Source organism: Arthrobacter sp. NicSoilB11 (assembly GCF_019977375.1).
Classification (GTDB): Bacteria; Actinomycetota; Actinomycetes; order Actinomycetales; family Micrococcaceae; genus Arthrobacter.
Window position 1 is genome coordinate 1,109,671 of record NZ_AP024657.1, and the last position, 25,491, is coordinate 1,135,161.

At 60.5% G+C, this 25,491-nt stretch carries 21 protein-coding genes and 2 pseudogenes; 8 read left to right on the forward strand and 15 right to left on the reverse strand.

Annotated elements, in window-relative coordinates; translation table 11 throughout:
* The first annotated feature begins 56 nt into the window (after nt 1–56).
* The 3 genes from hisC (at nt 57) to LDO14_RS05255 (ending at nt 3,352) form a co-directional block, all read left to right on the forward strand.
* Nucleotides 57–1,148, forward strand: a complete 1,092-nt coding sequence (hisC, locus tag LDO14_RS05245) for a histidinol-phosphate transaminase (RefSeq protein ID WP_223994110.1) — start codon at nt 57–59, stop codon at nt 1,146–1,148.
* A 42-nt stretch (nt 1,149–1,190) separates the two neighbouring features.
* Entirely contained in the window at nt 1,191–2,603 is a 1,413-nt protein-coding gene (locus tag LDO14_RS05250) for an amino acid permease (protein ID WP_223994112.1), read from the forward strand.
* A 656-nt stretch (nt 2,604–3,259) separates the two neighbouring features.
* Entirely contained in the window at nt 3,260–3,352 is a 93-nt protein-coding gene (locus LDO14_RS05255) for a toxin-antitoxin system HicB family antitoxin (protein WP_223994114.1), read from the forward strand.
* A 475-nt stretch (nt 3,353–3,827) separates the two neighbouring features.
* Here LDO14_RS05255 and LDO14_RS05260 read toward each other — a convergent pair whose 3' ends face one another.
* On the reverse strand, nt 3,828–4,193 hold the full coding sequence (locus LDO14_RS05260) for a hypothetical protein (RefSeq protein ID WP_223994116.1): 366 nt from the start codon (nt 4,191–4,193) through the stop codon (nt 3,828–3,830).
* A 906-nt stretch (nt 4,194–5,099) separates the two neighbouring features.
* Here LDO14_RS05260 and LDO14_RS05265 point away from each other — a divergent pair.
* The gene (locus LDO14_RS05265; protein ID WP_223994118.1) at nt 5,100–5,336 is read left to right on the forward strand and encodes a hypothetical protein; all 237 of its coding nucleotides are present in this window, start codon (nt 5,100–5,102) and stop codon (nt 5,334–5,336) included.
* Nucleotides 5,337–5,690: 354 nt separating this feature from the next.
* Nucleotides 5,691–8,507 carry a hypothetical protein gene (locus tag LDO14_RS05270; RefSeq protein WP_223994120.1) on the forward strand — a complete coding sequence of 939 codons (2,817 nt, stop codon included), beginning with the start codon at nt 5,691–5,693 and terminating at the stop codon, nt 8,505–8,507.
* Between the two features lie 213 nt (nt 8,508–8,720).
* Here the strand turns inward: LDO14_RS05270 and LDO14_RS05275 are convergent, their stop codons facing one another.
* The 11 genes from LDO14_RS05275 to LDO14_RS05325 form a co-directional block, all read right to left on the reverse strand.
* Complete coding sequence (locus LDO14_RS05275) at nt 8,721–9,449, reverse strand: HAD family hydrolase (protein WP_223994122.1); 729 nt, start codon at nt 9,447–9,449, stop codon at nt 8,721–8,723.
* A gap of 185 nt (nt 9,450–9,634) precedes the next feature.
* Nucleotides 9,635–12,199: a phosphoribosyltransferase domain-containing protein gene (locus LDO14_RS05280; protein ID WP_223994124.1), complete on the reverse strand. Its 2,565-nt coding sequence runs from the start codon at nt 12,197–12,199 to the stop codon at nt 9,635–9,637.
* Complete coding sequence (locus LDO14_RS05285; RefSeq protein WP_223994138.1) at nt 12,196–13,365, reverse strand: HpcH/HpaI aldolase/citrate lyase family protein; 1,170 nt, start codon at nt 13,363–13,365, stop codon at nt 12,196–12,198. Before LDO14_RS05285 ends, LDO14_RS05280 begins: the two co-directional genes overlap by 4 nt.
* Before the next feature lie 46 nt (nt 13,366–13,411).
* Nucleotides 13,412–13,882 (reverse strand): hypothetical protein, encoded by a 471-nt coding sequence (locus LDO14_RS05290; protein WP_223994140.1) that lies wholly within the window; start codon nt 13,880–13,882, stop codon nt 13,412–13,414.
* 295 nt (nt 13,883–14,177) lie between these two features.
* A complete protein-coding gene (locus LDO14_RS05295) occupies nt 14,178–14,720 on the reverse strand; it encodes a TerD family protein (RefSeq protein WP_223995139.1) in 543 nt (180 codons plus the stop codon).
* 8 nt (nt 14,721–14,728) lie between these two features.
* Nucleotides 14,729–15,244, reverse strand: a complete 516-nt coding sequence (locus LDO14_RS05300; RefSeq protein WP_223994143.1) for a hypothetical protein — start codon at nt 15,242–15,244, stop codon at nt 14,729–14,731.
* A 30-nt stretch (nt 15,245–15,274) separates the two neighbouring features.
* The gene (locus LDO14_RS05305) at nt 15,275–16,471 is read right to left on the reverse strand and encodes a toxic anion resistance protein (protein WP_223994145.1); all 1,197 of its coding nucleotides are present in this window, start codon (nt 16,469–16,471) and stop codon (nt 15,275–15,277) included.
* Nucleotides 16,472–16,497: 26 nt separating this feature from the next.
* Entirely contained in the window at nt 16,498–17,079 is a 582-nt protein-coding gene (locus tag LDO14_RS05310; protein ID WP_223994146.1) for a TerD family protein, read from the reverse strand.
* A 68-nt stretch (nt 17,080–17,147) separates the two neighbouring features.
* Nucleotides 17,148–17,729: a TerD family protein gene (locus LDO14_RS05315; protein ID WP_223994148.1), complete on the reverse strand. Its 582-nt coding sequence runs from the start codon at nt 17,727–17,729 to the stop codon at nt 17,148–17,150.
* Nucleotides 17,730–17,752: 23 nt separating this feature from the next.
* Complete coding sequence (locus tag LDO14_RS05320) at nt 17,753–18,349, reverse strand: TerD family protein (RefSeq protein WP_346656249.1); 597 nt, start codon at nt 18,347–18,349, stop codon at nt 17,753–17,755.
* 15 nt (nt 18,350–18,364) lie between these two features.
* Complete coding sequence (locus LDO14_RS05325; RefSeq protein WP_223994157.1) at nt 18,365–19,480, reverse strand: DUF475 domain-containing protein; 1,116 nt, start codon at nt 19,478–19,480, stop codon at nt 18,365–18,367.
* Between the two features lie 388 nt (nt 19,481–19,868).
* Between LDO14_RS05325 and LDO14_RS05330 the strand changes: the two genes are divergently transcribed.
* A complete protein-coding gene (locus LDO14_RS05330) occupies nt 19,869–20,639 on the forward strand; it encodes a VWA domain-containing protein (protein WP_223994159.1) in 771 nt (256 codons plus the stop codon).
* Between the two features lie 170 nt (nt 20,640–20,809).
* Nucleotides 20,810–21,625 (forward strand): DUF4839 domain-containing protein, encoded by an 816-nt coding sequence (locus tag LDO14_RS05335; protein ID WP_223994161.1) that lies wholly within the window; start codon nt 20,810–20,812, stop codon nt 21,623–21,625.
* Nucleotides 21,626–21,669: 44 nt separating this feature from the next.
* On the opposite strand, the gene LDO14_RS05340 is transcribed toward LDO14_RS05335, so the two are convergent.
* The 3 genes and pseudogenes from LDO14_RS05340 to LDO14_RS05350 form a co-directional block, all read right to left on the reverse strand.
* The gene (locus tag LDO14_RS05340; protein WP_223994173.1) at nt 21,670–22,341 is read right to left on the reverse strand and encodes an endonuclease/exonuclease/phosphatase family protein; all 672 of its coding nucleotides are present in this window, start codon (nt 22,339–22,341) and stop codon (nt 21,670–21,672) included.
* A gap of 53 nt (nt 22,342–22,394) precedes the next feature.
* On the reverse strand, nt 22,395–23,234 hold the full coding sequence (locus LDO14_RS05345; protein ID WP_223994175.1) for a GIY-YIG nuclease family protein: 840 nt from the start codon (nt 23,232–23,234) through the stop codon (nt 22,395–22,397).
* Nucleotides 23,235–24,537: 1,303 nt separating this feature from the next.
* Nucleotides 24,538–25,026 (reverse strand): annotated as a pseudogene (locus tag LDO14_RS05350) (amino acid permease); the annotation flags it as partial.
* Between the two features lie 2 nt (nt 25,027–25,028).
* Here LDO14_RS05350 and LDO14_RS05355 point away from each other — a divergent pair.
* A pseudogene (locus LDO14_RS05355) lies at nt 25,029–25,332 on the forward strand (amino acid transporter); the annotation flags it as partial.
* Nucleotides 25,333–25,491 lie beyond the last annotated feature (159 nt).

Genomic DNA, 25,491 nt, shown 5'->3' on the forward strand with positions numbered 1-25,491 from the left:
CAAGCACCGGAGCCTACCTTGCATTGTGGTCCGGGTCACTTCCATGATCGGACTTCATGACCAGTGATCAGCTTGTTGCCGCTCCCGAAACTGCGTTGCCCACCCTGCGTGGCGCAGTGGCCGGCCTGCCGTCCTACGTCCCAGGCAGGCGAGGTGCTGGCGCGGACATCGCCGCCCTCGCCAGCAACGAAAGCCACTATCACCCGCTGCCCGCCGCCATGGCTGCGGTGACCGAAGCGGCCGGCAGGATGAACCGCTACCCGGACATGGCCGCCGTCGAACTCCGCGAACGGCTGGCCCGGCACCTTGGCGTCACCGCGGAGGAAGTGGCGGTGGGACCCGGAAGCGTGGGCGTCCTCCAGCAGATCATCACCGGACTGTGCGACGCCGGGGATGAAGTGGTGCTCGCGTGGCGCTCCTTCGAGGCGTACCCCATCCTGGTGGAGCTGGCAGGCGCCCGGGCGGTCCGTGTTCCGCTGGACGACGCCGAGGGCCACGACCTCGACGCCATGGCCGCCGCCGTCACCGACCGCACCAGGGTGGTCCTGCTGTGCACGCCCAACAACCCCACCGGCGTGCCGATCAGCCATGAACGCCTCGAGACCTTCCTGCAGACCGTGCCGTCCAGCGTCCTGGTGGTGATCGACGAGGCCTACGTGGAGTACGCCGACGCCGGCCCCGACTCCCTGGCGCTCTACCGCCGGTACCCGAACGTCTGCATCCTGCGCACCTTCTCCAAGGCCTATGGGCTCGCGGGACTTCGCGTGGGCTACGCCGTTGCGGCACCGGCCATCGCCGAAGGACTGCGGCGGACCGCCCTTCCCTTCGGTGTGAGCGCGCTGGCCCAGAAGGCGGCCGTCGCGTCGCTGGACGCGGGGGAGGAGATGGAAGCGCGGGTCTCTTCCGTGAAGCAGGAGCGCGCCCGGATGGCCGCGGAGCTGGCAGCCCAGGGCTGGAAGCTGCAGCCCAGCCAGGGCAACTTCCTGTGGATCCGTGTCGGTGACCAGCTCTTGGCAGGGCTGGTGGATGCGTTCGACCGCGCGGGCATCCTGGTCCGGGTCTACCAGGGCGACGGCGTGCGGATCACCGTTGCCGACCCCGCCTCCAACAACCGCGTGCTCCGGCTCCTCGAAACCCACGCGGCCTGAAGTTTTATCCCCAACAGTTCCCAACAACTAAGAGGAATCCCCATGGAACAACAGACAAAGACGTCTGCCCGCCCACTCGGCGCGGCCCTCAAACCCCGGCAGCTCACCATGATGGGCCTGGGCAGCGCCATCGGCGCGGGCCTGTTCATCGGCTCCGGCGCGGGCATCCAGGCTGCCGGCCCGGCTGTGCTGATCTCCTACCTTGTGGCCGGCACGCTCATCATCCTGGTGATGTGGGCGCTCGGTGAGATGGCCGCCGCCAACCCTGACAGCGGCGCCTTCTCCGTCTACACGGCGAAGGCTTACGGGCCGGTGGCCGGTGCCACCGTCGGCTGGCTGTGGTGGCTGCAGCTGGTGGTGGTCATCGCCGCCGAGGCGCTCGGCGCGGCGGGCCTGCTCGCGACGATCTTCCCGGCGCTGCCGGTGTGGCTGATGGCCCTGGTGTTCATCGTGGTGCTCACCGCCGTGAACCTGACCAGCGTGAAGAACTTCGGCGAGTTCGAGTTCTGGTTCGCCCTGCTCAAGGTGGCGGCGATCGTCGGGTTCCTGCTGGTTGGCTTTGCACTGCTCTTCGGCTTGGTGCCGGGCGTGCAGTCCCCGGGCCTGTCCAACTTCATGGGGGAGGGCTTCGCGCCCGGTGGCTTTGGCGGAATCGCGACCGCACTGTTTGTGGTGGCGTTCGCATTCGGCGGCACCGAGATCGTGTCCGTGGCCGCAGCCGAGACCGCCGAGCCGGCCCGCTGTGTGAAGAAGGCAGTCCGGACCGTGCTGTGGCGGATCCTGGTCTTCTACATAGGCGCCATCTTCGTCATCGCCGCGGTGGTCCCTGTGGGTTCGGCGGGGCTGAAGAGCCCGTTCGCCGCTGTGCTGGACGCCGCGGGCATGTCCGGCGCAGCTACCGCCATCACCCTGGTGGCCGTCGCCGCCCTGCTCTCGGCGCTCAACGCCAACCTGTACGGTGCGTCGCGGATGGCGTACTCCCTCGCGGAGCGGGGTGAGGCACCGCGTTGGCTCGCTTCGGTGTCGACGGCCCGGGTTCCGGTGGTTGCGGTCCTGGCCAGCGTCGCCTTCGGCCTTGTCACGGTGGTGCTGGAGCTGGCCTTCCCCGAGAAGGTCCTTCCCGTCCTGCTAAACATTGTGGGCTCGACCTGCCTGCTGGTGTGGACGTCCGCCCTGCTGGCCCAGCTCGCGCTGCGCCTCCGTGCCGACCGCGACGGAACGGAGCTTCCGCTGCGGATGCCTGGCTTCCCGTGGCTCACGGGCCTTGGCCTGGTCATCCTCGCGGCGATCTTCACGGTGGGCTTCATCGGCGAGGATTCTCGTCCACAGCTGTTGAGCACGTTTGCTCTCGTGGCGGTCCTTGCGGTGGGGTGCTGGCTGAACCACCGGTCGGGTACGACTCCCGCCGCTGTTGAAGCTTCAGACGGAGACAAGCAGCCGGTACTCATCGACTGAAATCAGCCGACTTGAACCACTCGAGGGTTCAGGGCGCTCCGGGGGCGCGTCCGGTTTTGCCGGGCGCACCCTTGCCCTACTTGCCGGTCGCCACCCGAAGCGCGGGATATCTTAGAAGTGGTGCCAAGAGTGGCACCATGGTGTCTGTGGCGAGCATCGACAAGATCGAAAAGCAAGCTAGAAACGCACCCCGAGAACGTCTCCTACAGTGCCATGCTCAAACTCTGTACTCATTACTTTGGCGAACCCAGGTCGGGTTCGGGTAGCCACAACGCAATATTCAAAATGCCCTGGCAGGGGGATGCCAGGATCAATCTGCAGAACAAGAATGGCAACGCCAAGCCGTATCAGGTGAAGCAAGCCATAGCCGCCATCGATCGGAGCAAGGAGAAGTAGATGTCCACTCGGAAAGCAGCTGCCGTGCCGTCCCCGGTGGCGCAGTACCGTTACTCGGTCCAATGGTCGCCTGAGGACCTGGAGTTTGTGGCCACTATCCTTGAATTTCCGTCTCTGTCCTGGCTGGACGAGGATCAGTTTGAAGGGCTCCGCGGCATTGAACGCCTAGTGTCCGACGTCATCGACGATCTTAAGCAGGCAGGTGAGCCGGTTCCTGAGCCCATCGCGACGCAGAAGTTCAGTGGCCGCCTCACCTCCGGGTGCCCCCGGAGCTGCATCGCAAGCTGGCGATCGAGGGTGCCAACAACGGCGTGCCCCTGAATAAGTACGCAATTGAGCGGTTGACGGCCTGAGTTCGAGGGTGCGATAGAGGAGTCTCAGGGCACGCCGTGGGCCTCTGGCTGCTGAGGAGCGGTCAGCACGTAACTGGAATCAGCCAGAACTTTGTGTCGCCTCTGGTTGAATGTCTTCCGGATCTAAGCCGCAGCCAAAGCCGGGGACTTACCGGTTCGTGAGCAATCATGCACACCCGGTAGCTGGACCTGTCCAGGGCGGTCGGGAAGACGTACGCTCGCCGCTTTCCGGTTGTGCGGGTCGGTAGCCTGCGGAAGCTGCAGAATTACCCCCACTTAATTCCACATACTGGACATTTTCGAAAGTTGCCCGGATACGACGTTTCATATCCACATGCACGGCACACATACCCTGCCATGCGAAGCAATAATGCTACATACCAATTGATAGTCCACGCTCCGATCGTTCGAATGCCATGCTGAAGGCCGCCAATGTTTGAACATAACTAACGGCCTCCAGCAGCCTGAAAGTTGTCTATCCGATCAGGGTGAGAGCTGAGTCCGCGCGCTTAAGTGCCTCCACTGAAGTCGCAACAAGTTTTCTGCTGCCCGAGAGCGATACAGAATTGCGGGCTCCGCTCCAAGCCCTTGCGAAGCCCCCGTCGCCCAAGGCCACAAACCCTATGTGACGTTGTTCTCCTATATCATTTACATGCACTTGGATAGCTGAGGATCCTCCAACCAGTCCGCTCTTTTCGGCAGCAAAGCCAAAGTCAGGTTGTTCGTCGAGTGCATCGAATTGCAAGTTGCTGATGGAGGCATTGCCGAGCGCGCTGCGCAGCACCTGGCGGATTTGTCCGATGTCGAGTTTGGTGGAGTAGGTGCTTTCTTCGGATTTCATGTCTTCTCCGCTGTCGTTTTACAGAAGCCTTGTGCTGCTTCAAGTGTTCTCACGCGTGGGGCAATTGATTTTTGGTGTCCTGGCATGCCGGCCAAACTAAGGCTTATCTGGGCTCTTCCACTCGAATCTGCACAACTGGCAGACGTACTTATACCACCCTTGGTTGTCGGGACGACCGACGTCCATGCCGGTCTTTTTCGCGCATTGGGGACAGGTCTTTGCCACTAGTTTCTCATTTCAAGGCTATGTGCAGATCGCGATGATCCATGCCGGTCGTCACGTCAGGGGTTGAGGTTTTTTGGAGTGCGTTGTGGGTTCTTTCGCTCGCGCGAACGCGAAGTTGAACGAAAATCGTAAACCTTAAGGGGTCGCGAAGAGACAGGCTCAACCAGCTTAGGCTGATCCGCCTCCGGGCCGACCACAGGCCGCGTAGCTTCTACCAGATTTTAGTCCGCCCACTGCAGCTCACGGTTACGGATGAAAGTATGAACCAGGAGGTTTGCGGGACTATTTTGAGCAGGTTCCCCATTGACATTTATGCCGATCAACTGAGATGCCATGAGCCTCTGCCTCTTTACACCATGCACACTTCGACTTCCCGGAGTTAGTACACGCACATGCCATTGAATTTTTTCCTTTCCACCGCGCTGACAGATGCAGTATGGAGTTTCTATGTCATAGACAGCCGCATGTCAATGAACTTTCAGATATGCGCTGCATTTTGACGATACTCGACGCACAGCTTCCCGCAATCTTTTGCCTTTCTTCTGACAAGGAAGTAATCCGACACGGGAGTGAAGTAGCCTGTCGCCATCAGCGTTTCCGAACTTACACATATTGGATCTGATGAAGCCTGTAAGTGGCCACTGTACGACCAGGGGGAGCCGCAGACGGCAATCACCTCTGATGGCAATGCTGATGGAAAGACAAGAAGCAAAGCAACATCATGCAAAGGAGAAAGAAATGGCAAGTTGGCAAGAACGAGCGAAAGCCACCGCCCAGGCCTTGATAGTGGCAGCAGGTTCGACGTATAACGTCGCCACCGGTGACATCCAGAAGGCCGCATTCGACATCGCAAAGGACTACGGGACTACAACGTCGCGTCAGATAGAGGACGAGATCAAACGTCACATCCGGAAATAAGGCCGGGCATGGCGGCCTGAAACGGTGACCCCTGCGGCTCGAGATTTGTCGTCTCAAACCGGGAAAGAACGTAAAGACAAAATCACGCCCGGTTGCGGCAAGAGGCAGGGACGTAGAGAGCCACGACAGACGATGGTGGAAAAGATGCGGAGCCGATGCAGCACCAGCGGCTACCGACCCGCGTCAAGCGCAATCGGGACTTTGATGTCATCTCATTGCAATTTCATTCCACCCCGTTCGGGACGAAACCACTGGCCCCAGACCCTGAGCCTTGTCCCGATTCAAGAGGGGCTTACCCGCGGAGACGCATCAGCGGTTCTCCGAGGTCTTCCGTCATCAACAAAGGAGAGCCACATGGTCTGGTTTAACCGCAAAAATGTCTCACCTCAGGGGTCCGCAGTGGTGGAGGTCCCAGTACGGGCACACAGCGCCCACCTCTTATCCGAACCCAGTATGCTCGCACTCGCTAGGGACTGCGCCGAGGCAGCCGGACCGGGGCACGCCGGAGAGCTTTCCAGCGTACTCACGGCCGTCTTCAACTATGTCACTTCCGAGGTCCGCCGCTCCTTTACGGCGCTCCATCGCCCCGAGGCTGGAGACGGTTTCGAAGCCCTTTACGCTCTGCCGGGCTTCAACGAGCAGATGCTCTGGGACTACCTCACTGGGGACCCAGGGAAGATTGCGGTCCATAACCACCTCGCCGAACAGCTCGAATCAGAACCCGTCCGTGAAGCCCTCATCCAAGGGATCCGCGCGGGAAGCTATTCTCCTCAAGCCGGGCAGTCCCAGAGCCACGGCGCCTCTCCTTTAACCGAGGACTCGAGTGGGGAGACCTCCCTGGCGGACCCTGGCCTAGAGAAAACCGACCCACGGCAACTGCTCTACACGCTTCTGAGCAATTCTGGGCTCAGTTTCGTGCTAAGCGGACCGCTACCAGTGGAGGATATCCTCGAGCGCGCCGTCGCGATCGCTCCCGTACTGAGAGACTCGCGCCCCCTCGGCCGCGGCTTCTTTCGACTGACCCGGGATCCCGAAACTACATGGACCGCTGTCGAAGGCACACACGGGGCAGCGGTGGTCGTGGCCTGCGCCCCGGGGTCAAACTCCGGCCTCATCTATGAAGCAATCCTGGCGCCCTTTCAAAATGCACCCCAACCGCTGTCAGTCGGGATGGTGCACCTCGGATCCTCGTCGCAGGAGGTCATCCGGGTTCTTGCCGGGGCAGATGTTGTGCCGCCCTGGGAGGCACCCACATTTATGCACTTCAGGGCAGAATCCCAAGGGTGGGCAACGCTGTCCCCATCATTGAGACGGGCAGCCCATTCCTGGGAACGGCTCGGCCTCGACCTTTACAAAACCATCGTCACGGACATCGACGGCGACAACACCAGCGTGATCTTCGGGATGTTCGGCAACAGGACCCTCTTAGTTCTTGGCATTGGGTCCGCGGACGAGGACTCAGGCCAGCTCCAAGAGCTCGACGGCATGGGACCGTACATGCTTGAGCGCATCGAGGGTATTCAGGCTTTCGTGCGCCCCGTCCCCGATAACGTGAGCGCGGAACAGCTAGACGAGCTCAGTCAGAGCATCGCCGACGATTTCGCCGCCGGCGTCGCACGGCTCAGGAAGGCCACCCCGTCAGCAGAGCCCGTCCTCCCACCCGAACCCGACGGCATCCCACTCTGGAAACGGCTTGAAAGCTTTCCCCCCGAGACAACCGACCTGCGGCCCTTCCGATGGCCAGCGCTGGCCGTGTACACCACCATAGAACGAGTCCGGGAGTCTGTGCCCGAGGAGCACTCCACCTTCGAATCGATCAACACCTTGGCCCACCACCTGAGGGCGAAGAGGGGAGCGGGATTCGAGCACTCGTGGCGAAGCTCAGGGGACGCCCCCATCTCGCCCACTTGGCTCACCGTGACCTCTGCCAGCTTGGACCCCGTGACCGGTAGGGCAGTCGCCAGCGCCCGTCTCACCCACGAAGTGTGGGGGCTACCGCCGGCACACGATCTGGGAGCTATTGACGGACGCAACGCGACGTTCAGCGAAAACGGTCACCCCGGCGGCCTTTACTGGCCCGCATCCTCCCTTTATGTGGGCTCAGCCCAAAGCGGCGCATTCCTTCCCCTGGACGCCACCGTCAACGTCCTCGCTGTTGACCTGCACGGGGCCACAGGAACCATCGGAACTCTCGAACACCTCGGTGGCTCAACGGGTGCGGTGGCCCTCTACGACGAGAACGGGCAGCGCAGACTGCTCACCGTAGTTGACGGTATCGCCGGAAATGAACCCTTAAGGTTTAACGGCGACGGCTCTTGGCTGCTCATCACTGGAAGCCGGACCTCTACCATCGTGGAAGTAACGACCGGCCGATCCCTGCAGCTGAACGTTGCGAACACCGCCTGGTGGCCCTTGGGGGAATCCAGCCTTCTCACCGTTGAGCATGAGGGCGGCAGAGCAGTCCCTAGGCTCTTCAGCCTCGCCACGAACAGCTACACCAGAACATTCAGTGAAATCACCCTCAACGTCCCTATGCTCACGGACTACCCCTACCTGTGGTTCCCGTCGGTCTCGCCGGACGGGACAGAGGTCCTCGTGCTGACGCCCACAGGGGTCACAGACGAATATCAGCGAGAGCACGGCACAGGTGACCGGGTTGCACGCGTCACCCTCACGGACGGCAGAGGGAAGCTCCTCAATGATCCCTACTTCAATGCCGACCAGTCCCTCGAACGCGATGTCCGAGAGGTCAGGTGGACAGGGCGCCCGACAGGGCACCCCGTTCAACTCCACCCAGACCTCGCAGCAGAACTCCGAGACCCCGTGTCGGTTCACGAGCACCTTTCCCCGGCCCGATGGGCCGACGAAGCCGAGAGGATCCTCGTCAGCACCCTGAACAAGGCCATCGAACTCACCAAGGCGCACCAACCAATGCATCACCTGATACCCGAGGTCCTGGCGACCCTCGTGCCAGTGGCCAAGGCCCCTGACATCTGGAAAAGGCAGTCGGAATGGCTCGTGGGCCTCCAAAAAGCCACATCGAACCTCACGGACAGCCTCAGCACCAACGGGAACGCTGCTGCCTGGAGGGCTTTCGGGTCGGCTATCGCCGCAGTCCAAGCTGGACGTCCCGAGCTCATCGATCCCCTGATCCAAGGAACGGTCGGATAAGGAGGCTGCGGGCTTCTTCTACTTTCTAGTCCTTGAGGGAACAACCCTTTCGTCTGGCTCTAATGCAGTAAGGGTGCGTCCGGCTCCATAGCCTTCTGGTTAGGACTGCTAACCAGAAGGCTATGGCCCGAACCTGCGGTCGACGCGGAGACAGCGCTTACTCCAGCCCGATCTGATCGCCGTCATGCCCGGCCTGTTCCTCGGTGAACTGGTTCAAGGCTGGCGGCTGCAGGTGTGCGTTCCGTGCTCGCCAATCATTAGGGACTCGCTGCTGCGTGAAACGTGCGAGGCGGCGAAGCGCAGGATCTCCTCGCCGGCCATGATCCCGGAAGCGGACGTCACTCTAAGGTGGGGGAGGTGAAATGCAGTTCGGTCCAGTTCGCCGTGGGCCGGCCTGATGGCCACATCGGCAACCTCTAATATCCCGGCATCAAGTTTTGAGTCGCCCGCTGCCACCAGCATGTCTACGGGTTGCCGGCGTCGAACTTCTGCCAGGGCCGCCTCCTTGGTTACGGGAGACGGAATTAAGTATAGTTTCCTGCCCTGCAAAGAGATGGTCCATCCACGTTCTTGGCACCACCCCGATAAGTCTTCCAGATAGTGGGCAGATAGTTCTTCGCGGTTCACCATGCAGTACACGAAGACGTCCTCGGCTACTCGACCCCGCAGGATCGCTGGGGGGCTGCCGGGGCCGAGGACGTGATCGTGGACTTCCTGCAATGGTGCGCAATTGGAATGGACGGTGGATTGGATTAGCTCGGTCCATGCGGGATCCGGGACTCCGTCCTGCAAGAGGACCGCCCCGTTTGTTGTAACGGCGTAACCTTGGTCCCGTCCGGGGATGTTGACGCGGCGGAATTGCAGCACTGTTCGAGTGGTGACGGGAACAAAAATCGCGTGCCGGGCAAGGCATTCCAGGGCATTCCAGGCTGTCCGGGTCATGAAGGATAAGGGTGCGCCTTCGTAGACTTCTGCGACCACCAGTGAGGGTGCAGAACTGTCAGAACACCGCAGAGCCATCGAATTAGCCGAGTAGATTAGTGTCCGGTCAAGGTCAGAAGCGACCATGAGCGCATGGACGTGGGGCGATGAGGCCACATGAGGCTCGGTCCCATCAGCAACTATGGTCATAGTGCTTCTGCCTTCGCGTCTGCGTCCGTCATCGACACCGCACGGCGCAGAGGATGAATGAGGCCGACACATGTATATGGAAGGTCATCCACATACTCCACATCCACGTCGCGGAGCTTTGCCAGCAGAAGCACGTGCTGCACGTCTTCCCTTGAGGTGGATCTCACCAGGATCTTCCAAGGCACCCGGCGCAGGAGTACCCGTGTGGTTTCCCCAACCCCGGGCTTTACCAAGTTTGTGTTGTTGATTCCGAAGTCCTTGCTGATCCGCTCGACGGCGGCCCATCCGGACCAGTCTGCAGATCTGTCTCCGACGGACTCCACTGTGCCGGCTCCCGCCGACGTTACGACGTTGTCATAGACGTCAGCGAAGCGCTCGGACACTGTATTGAGGAAAGCCTCGGAAACGTCCTTGGACGCTAGTTCCCGGTAATATTTGGCCCCATGGAAATCGTCGTCGAAGACGAGATCTCTGTTGAAAACAGTGCGGGACACTAGTCCGGACACTGTCGAGTTTAAGCAGGCCGACGGAATCAGGAAATCATCCCGGGTACCGAATATTTCCGAGCAGTGCCCCGGGTCGGCCAGCACCGCCAGTTCCGGACTGAATCGCGCTCCGTCGGTTCGCCAGAACTCTGCTACCGCCGCCTCAAGTTCACGTGCGATGGCACCTTTGCCTGTCCATCCATCCACGAACATGATCCGTTCCGGCGCGTAGTGGCTCGCGAGGTAGCTCAGTGCTGTCTGGTCAATCCCGACGCCCCGCACGATGCTGGCAGTGTAATGAGGGAGATCGACGCAGTGCACCTTCGCGGCCCAGCGCTTCATCAGGATACCGACCGGCGTCCCCGCCCGTGCCAAGGAGACGAGGACTGGAGCGCCTGCTCTGAGTGCCAGCACCTGTTCAGTGACACGTCCAACGGCGCACGCCACCCGCGACGCGGACCTGGACAAAGCGGCTTTATAAAGTTCCTCGTACTCGCTTGAGGGCTCATATTCCTGGGGAAGCGACTCCGCATAATTGGCCCGGCCTGACTGGATGGCGGTCTCCCGTACAGCGGTGGGAGCTTCCAGTTCCGCGAAGCTCAGGTCCTTGATCAACCACCGCACTTCGCTGGCCGCGTACGAGCCAAAGGAAGGACCTTCTCCGGGCGTGGGGAACGGTGGCGCCGCCGGCAGCAAAACAACGTGCACGCTGGCCCCCGTCATCGACACAGCCTCCGCAAGGCATCCTGGGCCCGTTAACGCCGCTTCTTGCGTTCCCGGTTCCGCCAATACCAACACGTGGTCAAACCGCTGGCCTGCTTGGTTGAAGTTATAGGCATACCGTCGGCCGGGACCATCTGTGGTTGCATTGTGGCTGTCGAAGCTTACCGCTGAACGAACGGGATATCCCTGACGGTCAATCACGGCAATGGGGGAGCGGGTGCTGGTGGAATATCGGACTGATGCCCTGGGCAGTCTTTGCTGGAGAGCACAGGCCATGGCCAACGGCAGCGCCATAAATTCCTCGGTGGCCAGGATCAGCAGGCGGCCTGTCGGAGGAACCACGGTGGCCACCTCCTCGGCAATGCGGTCGGCACCGCTGGCCGTGGCCCTGGCACTGTTCCCGAAGCGGGCACTTCGGATCGGGTCCACGCTGCGGGTGAGGTCCAGAACGGACACGTCGCCCGCCTTCGATGCGGAGACCAGCTCATTGGCGAAATGGCTTACATACGAGGCCGCCTTGGCCGGCAAGTCCCCCGGCAAAGCGATGTCGCCGTTGGCAAGACTCACTACGGTGATCCTGCAGTCCAGCTTGGCTGCCAGCCCGTCCAGCCGGGTCCGTTCCGCGGCTGGTCGCAGGTCAATTAGGGAAGCAACAATGTAGTGACGATGCGGGGCAGTGGCGTGCAGAGCAGTGATGGTGTTGACGATGGTTGCACCGGTGCTCAGTTCATCATCAACCAGCACGATCGTGCCGACACCGCTGAGAGCCGAATGCCGGGTGGGGAGCAGTTGGTGGTATGTGGCGTGGGAGTGCGACTCCTCGAAGGCTGCGTAGGGGCGAACTGCTTCCGGGCCGGTCACAGCATGGCGGGTGGAATGGATGTAATAGGACCCAAGTGAATCGGCCACCAGCTGGCCGAGGCCTGTAGCGGTCTCGGCGTAGCCGATTGTTGCCACGTCAGGACTTGCTGGCTGGCAGCGCAGGTCCCGGCAGAGGTCAGCGATAGCGACTGCCCGGTTGGCGTTTGACCATGGTTCCCCGGCCAGCAGGTCGTGGAACCGCGACGCCGCGTCACGGACTAGGGTGTCAGTGTCGGCATGCGGGCGGAGAGCATGACGCACCTGCATGCCCAATAGCAGGCCCGCTGCCACCGCGATTCCTGGCTCGGTTGGAACATGTTTTGCCAAGACCCGCGAGACCAGCAGATGGGAGCGCTTGGGGTTTCGACGCAAGGCCAGGTCCACCAGGTCCGTCACCGGCAAAAGGCTGGGCCGGGAACTGGGCGAGACGGCGAACCCCCACTCAGTGAAGCTCGCGGCCGGATCCAAGAGTGTGGATTGTGCGACTGTCATTTCATACTCGCTTCCCAGAGCTCTGCAAAGCTGATTCCGTGATTTGCCACCCCGAAGGCTCTGGCCCGCAGCAGGGTTCGTTCAGCCCAGGAACGGTGGGGCTTGTGCTCGTTCATCTTGTTTCCATAAGACGAGGCCTGGACCCCGCCGGAAAGCCCGGCGGCGATGTCAGTTGCGTCCAGGAACTCCTCGTGGCTGACAACGGACATTGAGTGCACCACAGGGACGTGGCTTGGGTGAATGACGGTCTTGCCCAGAAGGCCGTTTGCCTGATCGAGTTCGATCTCCCGAATCAGCCCATCGAGGTTCTCCAGCAGCAGGCGCTGGCGCAGAGCCTCCTCGTGGACATTACTGAATGGCGTCGCCCTTAGAAGGGGACGCAGGACGCGCTCTTTGTTGGAGAAGTGCTCCCATACGGGACCGGTGATGACCCAGCTGCTGCCCGTTCGGCCGAAGACATTTACGACATCGCCGATCACATTTGCCACCACATTGACGTCATAGATGGTCAGGTCTCGTGACCGGCGGAGGCCGAATGCGCCGGACATGTCTGTAGCCCCAATGCGGATGCACAGGACCAAGTCGCGGTTGGCGGTGATTGCGGTCAGTGCGCTGTGCAGGGCTGCCGTCCTGGTTTCCACGTAAGTGGTGACGGGGTCCTCAATGATGGGCATGCACAGGAGCGGCGACAATTTCTCCGTTGGTCTGGTCCGTCCGGCCTCACGGTTTAGCTGTCGCAATGCCTCAAAAAAGGCCAGTCCCTTTCCCGTGTCGTTTTCAAATTTGGGCAGGACGAAGCCAGCCAGGACGTCGAGGGTGGACCCAGCGCGGCGACCGATGTTGAGCAGTTGTTCGGGGGTCCGGCACCTGATGAACAGTAGCGGGAGCGCGGAGCGACAGGGCTGGGCAGCAAGTTCAGCAAGGGCGTCAAGAAGATTTGTTTCGGCTTCTGCCACGTCATCGTCCGCCACGGAGTCTTCCAAACACAGGACGAAGCTGAGGCAGCCGCGTTCCGTCTGTTTGAGCACAGCCTTCGCCAGGGCCGGCCGGTTCGCGGGTGCGTAAAGCGTCGCGCCGAGGGCGACGGCAAGCAGGCCTGGGTGTGAGGTCCGAGATAGTTTTTCTGGAGGTCGGAGGAACAGCCGTTCACGTTCTGGCTGGCTCAAGTATGTGAAGTGTTGCATTTGTCCCCCAATGGTCGCTCACCAATTGCTAGCGGCGACCAGTTTGTATGTGGGTCGGAGTTGTCATGGTGAAACCGAAGGCAGCCCAAATGGTCTGGTCGTTTGCGGACTCGATGTACTCCGCACGAAGCTCAAGGAGGTTATCGATGCGGGAGATATACAGGACCGCACCCCTGCCGTCCGGGGTGGTGGGTGCGACCGCCAACGCGGCTTCCCCAAAGAGGCTGACAACCAGTGGCTGGTCCTGCGCAATGAAGATCGCGCGCCGGAGCCGTTTGACGTGTCTTAGTGTGATGGCAGCCGACCCGTCGTGGAACGCCACCAGTTTGCGGTTTCCGGCGGTCCGGCTGGCAACTCCGGCGGTCTCTCCGTGGACGCTTTCAGCACCTGTCAGCTGGTCGGTATCCTCCCAGGCCATGGACCTCGCGCCGTGTACCAGCAGCGTCCCGATGCCGGACTGGCGTGCATTGAGCCGCACGATGGGCGCATTCTCGGTCATCTGGCGGGTGTCCGTGAATCTCGGTGCATCGAAGAGCAGCGCGGATTCGAGGACCGGGGCGTGCGGGGCAGGAGGCGTACTCCTCGGGGCGGACGTACCTGCACCGCTGGGTCCGCCAGTGCCGGTTCGCGGGCGTTCAAGGGTTAGGCCCGGAGACGGCGCTGGGCGCCGTGTTTCGTCCATGCGCGCAGCGGCGATTCGGCCGGGGGCTGGCGCGGTGGAGGCAGGGCCCGGCCGACGGCGGCGGGACAGATAGGTGACGTCGGGGCGCGGGGGCCGCGCAGAGTAATTCATGTCAGAAGGCCAGTTTGTAATCGGCGGCCACGCCGGCAAGTCCGTTCTGGTAGCCCTGGCCGATAGCCCGGAACTTCCAACCACCGCTGTGCCGGTACAGCTCCCCGAACAGCATGGCCTTGATCTGCATCTGGTTCCCGGCGGGGATATCGAAGCGCAGGAGTTCGCGGCTATTCTCGTCCGCGACCCTCACGTAGGCGTTCTTGACGGCCCCGAAATTCCCAGGCCCACGTAAGTCTGGGTCCACGTACAGAACGAAGGCAATTTTCCGCACGTTGTCTGGCACCGAAGCCAGGTCGACGTCGATTTGTTCCTGGTCGTCCGTCCCAACGAACTCCATGCTGCCCTCGGGGGTCGTCAGCTGGTTGAAGAACACCAGGTGGTCGTCGGAAAGGGCCAACCCATCCTGGCCGCACATTATGGCCATCGGAACAAGCTCGGCCTGGGGTCCGAGGCTTTGGGTGATGGTCCAGCCGAAGGCAACGAGGACTTTCCGGAGGGCGGGGTTCTCGACGGTTAAGGCAGCATTGCTGCCCGGGATCATTGAAGGCACTAGCTTCCTTCCAGGTGAAGACTGCCAAGATCGAACTTGTCCTGAAGGAACCGGCCGTGAATGGTCAGTTCTGTTGCGGTGCCGCCACGGACCTGCTGGTTAAGGTCAAGGACAGTGGAATGGAGAGTTGCGAGCTGCGCAAGCAGGGTGGCTGTTTCGCGGGAACCGTACACTCGGACCGATTTGGGCAGCATCAGGTAGGTCCTCAGGGAAGTAGGAAGGTAATCGCCGATAACGGCACCGGCAAGGACCACCTGCTCAGCGGAGGCGCCGGTCTTTTGCATGTGGACCATCAAGGGGGCCAGAAGGTCGTCAAGTTGCCGGAACTGCGAGTAGACCAAGGTGGGCACCTCGCCTCCTGCCTGTCGGGTTTCGCTACGGAGAGCGTCGAGGGCCGTCCCACTGGCAGCAAGGTCTACGGCGTTCTGGTCGAGCACGGGATCGGGCCCCTGTTCGGTGTTGGAGCTGCGTGCAGCAGCGGGACCGAACAGGGACCCCAGAAACTTACCGACCATGCTGAGATCGGGCCATTCGTTGTGCGGACACTAGTTGCCTTCTTGTTGCCGAACTCGCTCCAGGTAAGGCCTGGCACGTTCGAGACCTGCTTCGAGGGCATGCACGGTGCCTTCCATGCTCTTGTTGGCCTGGGACCGGAAGGTGTCGATCGCGTCCATGGTCTGGAAGACGTTATCGAAAGCCTTCTGCAGTGTATCCACGCTGACCCCGGAACTCGCTGCCTGCTGGTGGATCCTCGCGGTCTGGTCCTTGAGCATCTCGGACGTCTTAAGGATCATGTTGTTCGTTGTCGTGTTGATGGCGTCGATCTGGTCCAGCACCATTTTCTGGTTTGCCAGCGCCTGTGCCACGATCACGGCGGTACGCAGTGCGGAGATCGTAGTTGTGCGGGCCCGCTCGACGCCCTTGATCAGCTCGGTGTTGTTTTTGCGGATCATGTCGATTGCTAAGTAGCCCTGAACCGAGACAGCCAGCTGGGTCAGGATGTCCTGATGGCGCTGGCGGATCGGGTACAGGACATCCGAGTCGAGCTTGTTGGCCTCCTCGATCTGGCCCTGCATCTTCATCTCGTCGATCCTGCTGGCAGTTGCTGTGTCCAGCGCCTTGGCGAATACGGCATATTCGCTCAAGCCCTGCATGGTTTCCCACAACCGGGTCTTTTCCTCCGCGAGCGAGGCATTGTCTTTGAGCAGGGCGTCCTGGCCTGCCATCAGGGACTTGATGATCTTGTCCAGCTGGGTCTGGGCGCTCTCGTAGCGCTGGAAGTACTTCGCAAGCTTGTTACCGCCCGGGATGATGCCCAGGATTTTCCGGCCAACGCCCAAGTCGGCGTTGTTCGGAGTCAGGTCCTCAACTGTCGAGCGGAGCTCACCCAGCGTTGAGGCAACCTGCACTTGAGCGTTGCTGCCGGACTTTTTCGCTCCGGCCAGTGACGTGGATGACCGCTCCAGCAGCCTGCTGGAGGTGTTGGCGGAGGCCACCAACTGCTGGCCGCCAAGCCGGTTGATGCCATCGATCTTGCTGGAGTACTCGGGGCTGAACGGGCTCATTGCCGAGACCTCGGTAACGAAGGCGCGAGCCTGGGCATTGATCTCCTGCTGGCGTTCGGCCGGCACCGGGACCATGCCGGGGGCGTCGTCAACTTTGACGATGCCCACGGGTTCCGGTGCGCTCAGTACCAGCGGTGTCGATGTGGCGGCCTCCGGCGGCGTCAGTTGCATGCTCATGTTCCGTCTCTCTTTCTATGGGGTACTTAACCGAGCTGGACGCCGAAGTCGGCGGCGACACCGGCAAGGCCTGAGGCGTAGCCCTGGCCAACTGCCTTGAACTTCCATTCACCGTTGTGCCGGTACAGCTCCGAGAAGATCATGCAGGTTTCCGGGGCGGCGTCTTCGCTGAGGTCGTAGCGAACGATTTCGGTGTCGTTGTCCTGGTTGACAATCCGGCAGTAAGCCGAGCGGACCTGGCCGAAGTTCTGGCGCCGTTCATCTGCCTGGTCGATGGAAACAACGAAGACGATGCGGGAAACGTCCGCCGAGAGGGTAGAAAGGTCGACGGCGACAATCTCGTCATCCCCGTCACCGACACCTGAACGGTTGTCGCCCTGGTGGACAACAGCGCCGTCGGGGGTTGCCGGCTGATTGTAGAAAATGAAGTCCGCTGAGGAACGGACTTTTCCGTCCTCGCCGAGCAGGAGCGCCGAGGCGTCCAAGTCGAAGGCGTCACCCGTCGTCGTGCGGGGATCCCAACCCAACCCGACATGTACTTTGGTCAGTCCCGGCGCTGACTTTGTCAGCGACAAATTGGATCCCTTGGTCAGGGTAAGTCCAGCCATTACCTGCTCCTTCAAGTTGTTAAAAATTGTTCCGGTCCGTGGGCCTGAGGCTCGGCGGACCGGAGAAGTCAGTCGAGGACGATGCCGAAGTCAGTAGCGATTCCATGTAGGCCTGTGGCGTAGCCCTGGCCTACCGCACGGAACTTCCAGTCGCCGTTATGCCGGTAGATCTCCGCGAAGATCATGCAGGTTTCAGAGGCAGCATCCTCTGTGAGGTCGTACCGGACGATCTCTGTGTTGGTGTCCTCGTTGACGACACGGCAGAAAGCATCCCGCACCTGACCGAAGTTTTGGCCGCGGGAGTCAGCTTGGTCTATAGAAACCACCACCACAATTTTTTCGATCTCGGGGGACAGCGAGGCCAGGTCGATGAGGACCTGCTCGTCGTCACCCTCGCCCTCACCGGTACGGTTGTCGCCTTGGTGGACCACGGCGCCGTCCTTGGAGGCGAGCTGGTTGTAGAAGATGAAGTCATCGTTGGAGCGAACTTTTCCGGCTGCCGTGAGGAGCAAGGCGGAGGCGTCGAGATCGAACTGCTGTCCCGCTGTCGTGCGGGGATCCCAGCCGAGGCCGATCATGGCCTTGCGGAGGCCGGGATCTGCTTTGCTCAGGGAGAGGTTGCTTCCCTTGCTGAGAGTGAGGCTTGCCATGGTATCTCCTTAGGGGGTTGGTCTTAGAGGGCAGCAGCTGCGGGCTGAAGGACGTCGTGCGCGGTCTTGCCGTTCGCCGGGGCACCGATGGCTTGGAAACGCCAGCCGCCGACGTCCCGGGAGAGCTTCGCCATAATCATGGCCGTGTGTCGGCCAGATTCCGTCAGCTGGTACTTGGCCACTTCCGGGGCTGCAGCCACAGATTCATCAATGACCCGACAGAAAGCGTTTTCCACCATGTCGAAGGTTTGCTGGCTGTAGCTCGTGATGACGAAAACAATATGTGCCGCGGCGGGGGAGACCGCACTGAGATCAACGGTGATCGATTCATCGTCGCCATCTCCGGCGCCGGTGAGATTGTCGCCGGTGTGCTTGATGGAACCGTCTTTGCTCTTCAGGTTGTTGAAGAAAACCAAGTCCAGAGGCTGCTTGTTGGCATCGAACAGGATGGCCGAGGCGTCGAGGTCAATTTCGACCGTTTTGGTGCCACCGAAAAAGCCCCGTTTAGCGGGAACAGCGGAGTCCCAGCCAAGGCCCAGTCGAATTTTGGTGAGCGACTCGCCGTTCCGCTTTGTCAGCGACAGTGACTGGCCCTTTGTAAGACTTAACCCCATCGTCATGCTCCTGTTCTGTGTTTACTTGGAAACTGTGGAAAGTTCGGTAATTTCTGCCTCACCGGCGAGCACGGCCTTCTTCTTGTTGCGCAAGGTGGAGCCGATGAAGGCCGCAACGATGAAGACCACACCGATGAGGCCCGTGATGACCTCGTTGATAGAAACCGAGATGGTGATGAGCAGGATGACGGCGAGAGCGCCGATAGCCCAGTGCGCGCCGTGGTCGAGGTATTCGTACTCGTCCAGGGTTCCCTGTCGAACAAGGTAGACCGTCAGGGAGCGCACGAACATGGCCCCGATCAGGCCCAGGCCCAAGGCGATGATGATGGGGTCCGACGTGATGGCGAAGGCGCCGATGACGCCGTCGAATGAGAAGGACGCGTCGATGACCTCAAGGTAGAGGAAGAGCATAAAGGCAGCTTTACCGGCCAGCTTGGCTGGCGCGCTGGGGCCGGCGTGGACGGTAGCGGCGGCGTCATCGAAATCTATGTCGCCATCGTGGTCTACATCGAAGAGGTTGCCCAGGCCATTGACGAGGAGATATGTGATGATTCCCAGGAGCCCAGAGAGCAACACGATGCCCTGGTGCTCTCCCGAGAGGCTGCCGGCGAGGACCAGGGCGACAAGTCCAACTACCAGGGACGCACTGTCGAGTAGGCCAATTTTGGCCATTGGAACTTCAAGGAATCTGATCCACTTTATGTCGCGGTCTTCAAACATAAAGTCGAGGAAAAGCATCAGCAGGAACAGCCCGCCGAACGCCGCGATCTGCGGGTGGGCTTCATGGAGCAGATAGCCGTAGGTGCCCGGTGCGTTTGGATCACCCTTTTGCAGAGCCAAGTTGATGGCCTCTACCGGATTGAGATTAGCGGTCACGCCAACGATCAAGAGGGGGAAAAGGACGCGCATGCCGAAGACGGCGATGATGACACCAACAGACAGGAACATCTTCTGCCAGAAAGCGTTCATACGTTCGAGGATGCGGGCGTTAACCACCGCATTATCGAAGCTGAGGCTAATTTCAAGGACGCCGAGAATGAGGCACAAGATGAGTGCTTGCGGTCCCCCGTAGAGGAATGCAATTACCAAGGCGGCTGCGCTGACCCCAAAAGACCAACCGAAAGTTCTGAGAAACACTTCTGTATCCAACTCCTGTAAAACGGGCCTGGTCGATTGTTGACGACCTCACCACGCGTGTTAGCAGGAGTAAGTCTCCCCCCTGACTTGTTCGATCATCCTAGCCCCTACGTCTTCTGTTGAGCACTGCAAAATAAAGACGGTGGATTAGCCCTTCGGAAAAACTATCCGCATCTTGATCGAACCTTGAGGAAAGGATCGTTGACTGGTCCCAGGTTCAGTCCTCAACTGGCGCTGTTGCTGCTTGTCCGCCAAGTTCTGAGCGCCAATCTGTCGTGTGCAACGCAAGTTTGTCTTCGATAGCAACGCCGAGAACACGTTCGGCCGAAGTTGCACACCAACGGCTGCGGATGACTCCCTCTGACACTCAACGAAGGATTGATTACTCATGGCACTTTCCCTTGCAAAGATCAGCACGGAGGCGCCGAGTCTCCTGTCGCTGGCCAAAACTGCATCTCAGGCTATTGATCTGTCCGGACTGAACGGGCAGAAAGCCAAAGTTGCGGTCGCGTTGGACTTCTCCGGCTCCATGTCTCCGGCATACAAATCGGGCTCGATGCAGCGGCTGGTCGAAAAGACGTTGGCACTGGCAACCCAGTTCGACGACGACGGGGCCATCGACTTCTTCGTTTTTGACTCCTCCGCCGCATATTTGGGTGAAATCAGCATCGCTGACTTTTCTGGATCCGTGGATCGTTTGACCAAGGGACGACGCATGGGCACTACAAACTACGCCGATGCATTCCTGTCGATCCGGGAACACTTTGGATTTGCTCCTCCGACAGCGCCCAGGAAGGGGCTCTTCGGACTAGGGAAGGCAAAATTCGGGCCGACGCGGCCTGTTACGTCTATGCCCGCGGAGATGCCCGTATATGTACTGTTCCTTACGGACGGTGCGCCAGATAGCAAGAACGCGGCCCTCCAGGCACTCACGGAAGTGTCGAATGCACCCATCTTTTGGAAGTTCCTCTCGATTGGTCCTCAACCAATAGCGTTTCTCGAGCAGCTGGACACAATCACGCAGCGCTTCGTAGACAACGCCAACTACGAGCCCATTGGGGACGTTGACGCGATCAACGATGCCCTCTTGTTCGGGAAGATGCTGAAGGAATTCCCGGAATGGCTCAGCGAAGTCCGAAACAGGGGACTCATCCAATAGCAGGCGACCCGAGGGTGCGCCAGCCATCCACCCAGTTGCTCAAGCCCAATTCGTGGGGGACGAGATCACGTCTTATGCTGGTGGAGCCAACCGCGAAGTGCGTGGTGGGACCTAATGACGGCGAGCCTTTATTAGACCCAGGGCGCTTCATTAAAAGGGTTGGGGACCGCATGCCGGACGACATCAAGTACGAGTACAGATCTGTTCAGGCCGTGCGCGGTTTGGAGAGCCGCTCCATCGCTAAGGAACAGAGGGAAGGCGGCTGGGAACTAGTCGACCAGACCCACGGGACACTTCGGACCACACTCAAATTCCGGCGGGTGAAGCCGGACACAACTTTGTCAAAGGCGTGGGGTGTTTTCCGGGGACTTGCACCCGCCAAGCAACGGGCTGTCGTAGCGGGAATGGCCATTCTCCTGTTACTAGCTGCTGTAGGCATTGGCACCTCCGCAGCAAAGGAGAAAAGAGACGCTAAGCCAACCGACTCGGTGGCCCTGAGTGAAACATCGGCGCCATCGCCCCCTCCATCGGTGACTCAAGCAACCGGTCAGACGTCGGGCTCGTCGCCTGCCCCAACGGTGGCTGAAGAAGCCGACCAAATCATCACCCCCGAGAACAACGAAGAGTTCGCTGCACTCCTAGCAACCACCGACACCTGCGGTCCCTCGGTGGCGGATTTCGCGGCGAAGTACCACGGTCGGAGAATTGCGTTCGACGGCTCGATAACGAACCTGCAGCAATATGAGAAGTACAAAACCCGATACGACATCCTTATCGGTCCCGGAGACGCGGGGCCAAAGACCACAGCTGGCCCCAACTTTAAATACGGAAACGTGAACACGATCGATCTCAAGTTCATTGGCAGCAGTGTTCCGTCATCCGTGAGTGAGGGTGACACATTCCGGTTTGTCGCTGAGGTTGGACAGTACAAGCCAGTCCAGGGCTGCCTTTTCTTCCTCACCCCAGTTTCCACCACAGTTCGGTAAAGCCTCCCGGATAGGTAAGCCGGCGAGGACCAGGGCCAGGACTTCTAGGGCTCTTCAATGTCGAGGATCAGCGGCATGTGGTCGCTATACATCAACCAGTCCTCTTGGCGCCCGATCGCCATCGATGGGGAAACTCCGCTGAAGAAGGCGAAGTCGATGTGGTAGCCGAAATGGAGCTTCTTGGTGTGAAAGTAGGTATTTGTGGTCTCATCGCCATGTGCCACACGTTCGCTCTGGTGGTAGACGCTCTGCAGGCCGAGCGCACCAAGTTTCTCCACCAGCATCGAGTGGTTCCTGCCGGGATGCTCTCGGTCCCAAACAGTGTTGCTATTAAAGTCACCCATGACTAACGAGGGTGCTGAGGCCAAAAAATCAGTATGACGGCCGACGATTTCATGTGTCACTCGGACGTACTTGAGATCTTTATCCCGGACGTGCGCCCACAGCCCGATTATGTTCAGACCATCCACTGTGAATGGGATATGCCAAGGCAACAGCGGGGGGGCCTCGTGAAGCATGTAAGAACGGTCCGTGAAGCCGACGACACCCAGGCCCTTGTGCGGGTTGGTACCGACCCAAGCCTTGAACCGTGCCTCAGTTTCCTTGATGTGTCGTTCAGAGGTTTCGGGTAAGATCGCGACGTCGGGCTTCAGGGCCTCAATAAGGTGGCGCTTCTTTGAAAAGCCCATGGCGCAGTTCCAGGAAACGATTCGCATGGTGGATCAGCCTTTGGAATCTAGGGTCGAATGCTCAAGCAACCTGTTACGTCCTAGTTTCGGTTGTGGCCGGTCTGGCGCGAGAGCAGGGCTCTCTTGAAATGGTTTTCGGCCGCATCCACCTGCGATGTCGGCGCACTCGGGGAGAATACTCGCAAGATGCTGAACTGGAAGTGCCGGGCATGGGCCGCATCCGCGCCGGCCAACTCCCGGAGAGCCACGTTTCCGCCGTGCCCGTTTCGGGCGTAATCGCTCCAGCGTCCAAAAAGACGTTCGGCTCCGTCGGCCTTACCCACATACAGCTTGCCGCTCTTTGTGTCAGCGATGAGATAGATGCCTTGCACAGAACTCAGCGCAGTCCGCCATTGGCTGTATCGGTCATCACTGACCACCGCCTGAAGCTCTTGGTAGCTGATGAGGAGCGAATCGAACCCCGGAAACGGTTCGGTCTGAGGGTCAGCAATCTCGACCACCGAGAGCGAGCCAGCCGTCCGGCCCGCCTTGGCCCAATTCACCGTGTCGGCAGTCCACTCGATGACCAGCCGGTCGGTCATCGCCGCAAATACGGTAGATGGCCTTAGGTCGAAAAAGCGCCAGACATCAGTTCGTTCTTCGTGGACTTCACCGTAGTTTTCGTACGCCCTGATGAACCTTGCCCGGCGGCCCGAGGTCGCCAAAAAGTTTAACCAAATCCCGGGAGGGTTCCTTCCCAACTTATTGTTGTGGCCCTGCTCGCGTGTGTATGGCAAGAGATTCGGCCCCATTGCGTCAGCCCGGGTCTCCAAGCCGCCAGCGTTAAGCGTATGTCGAATAACCACAACGTCTTCCGGCGCCAGGCCTGCTGCCTGGAATAGGTTGCCTAGCTTAAGTTCACACGCGGGGTCGATGTTCATTTGTCAGCCTTCGCTCAATCCTGCCCGTGGCTTTTGGGAGCCCGGTTCAGGATACCGGCCGCGGGGCTAGGCGCTCCTTTGTACACCCGTGAGATGCATCGGAGGTAAGTCCGCGCCCAACACAGAGCCAGCCTGCGTGTTCCGAGTCTGTCGGGCATCTAGTGGGTTACTGTGCGACAACATTGCAATGACATGTCGAGGGAGACCACCTATGGAAACGTCATCCACCGCCTCCAGTTCAATAGTCGGAAAGCTCCTTGAGGAAGTTTCGTGGGAGAAAGCCAGAGACTATAGGGCTGGCGGGCAGGGACGTGAAAATGTACTGACCGCAGAAGTGCTCCTAGGCCTTGACTTCTTGCCCCGAAGTCACTTCCTCGGGTCTGTAATCCGGGCGGCGCAGGGTGCCGATGCGGCCCGGGAGAAACTTGCCGCTGAAGCTGAGGAATTGCAGATGCGCTTTCTCCCCGGTGACTTCAGCCTCAGTTCGGAGGACCGTAAGGTCAAGCTAGTGGTTCAGCCCGACGCCATCTTCGAAACTTCAAGCACGTACACGCTTGTTGAAGCCAAACGCATCCGGTACGGCAGCTTCCAGCCCGAACAATTGGCCCGGGAATATGTCACTCTTGTGTCCAGGGCCGGCTCTGCTGTCCCGGTCCTCTTCCTCTTGGGTGTTACCCCGCCGCTTCGGGTCAAAGGCAACGGCCAACTCGGAATCACCGAAGTTCTGGGCAGAACTCTCGGCCCCGTGTTAGAACGTGTCGGCGACCCATCGCTCCCCTCTGAGTCCGAGCTTATGGCACTGATACCTGAAGTCTTCTGCTGGATCTCATGGTCTGAGCTGGACGATTGCCTTCGCGAAGCAGCGGCAACTTATCTGGCGGGGCATCCTTCTGGCGATGCTTCCGTTCAGCGCATCGCGTCTTTCATCCGAAATGCAATCAACTGGCATGCTTGATATCGCCTCACCACTGCGGTAGGGAGCTGCCCAGCCACCGCGGCCGTCGCTGCCCGGTTCGCGTTCATCCACTCGCTCATCCACGGGGCGCGGACGCTCGAGGTGATCCGGCAGTCGGCCACGAAGGTGCCCTTGGCGGCGGCGTCGATCCAGTCGTGCAGCGCGGACAGGTCGGACAAAGACCGGATAATGGCGGACTCGGCCCCCAGCGCCTAAGCAACCCCGCTGAAGTCCAACTCGGGGGATCAGCATCGGCTTCTCGGTCAGGCCTTGGGAACCGTAGTGGTGGATCTCGGCTCCGTAGGCTGCGTCGTTGTAGATCACGACGATCGCGCTGGGGGCGGCCCCGATCAGCGAGGTCGATCCCACGATGTTCAGCAGGACCGGAAGCACCTTCTCTGGGAAGGCCAGCTCCAGCACCTCGGTGACAACGCCGAAGGCGACGCTGGCCAGGACCGCGGCCACAGGGACGCGGGACTTGGAAACGGAAGCAAGCCAACGAGGAGCTTCGCCACGCTCGGCCAGGGTGTACGTCATCCGGGAAGCACCGTACAGGTTGGCGTTCCACGCTGACAGAAGTGCAGCGACAGCTACCAGCGTGATGGCGGTGGCAGCACTCGGCATGCCAGCCGCGTCCAGCACCGCGGCGAACGGGCTCTTCAGCCCTGCCGAACCCACCGGGACCACAGCAGCGATCACGAAGATCGCACCGATGTAGAACACCAGGATGCGCCACAGCACCGTCCGGACGGCCTTCTTCACGCTGCGGGCCGGCTCAGCCGTCTCGGCTGCAGCCACGGAAACAATCTCGGTCCCGCCGAACGCGAAGGCCACCACAATGCCTCTTGGGGTGGACGTCCGCTCCTGGCCCAGCTGGCACTGCGGTTGCGCGCCGACCGCGAGGGAACGGAGCTTTCCCTGCGGATGCCCGGCTTCCCGTGGCTCACTTCCCTGGGGCTGCTGATCCTCGCGGCGATCTTCACGGTGGGCTTCATCGGAGAGGATTCGCGTCCCCAGCCCCTGAGCACCTTCGGGCTTGTAGCGGTTCTTGCGGTGGGGTGCTGGATCAACCACCGCCGGCGGGGTACTGCGCCCGTTTCCGAAACTGCTGACGTTGCCAAGGCCACGGTTCTCGTCGACTGAATTAGATGGGTCGCACGAAGGCGTCCGGCTTTGGCCGGGCGCGCCCTTCCCATGTTCGGGGCACTCGCGGGCAGTCTAACTAGACGAAAAATTGCCGCGCGAGTCTCGAGGAGACGGCTTGAAGTGCTGCGCCATTAGCTCTCGACAGTCATCTGGGAG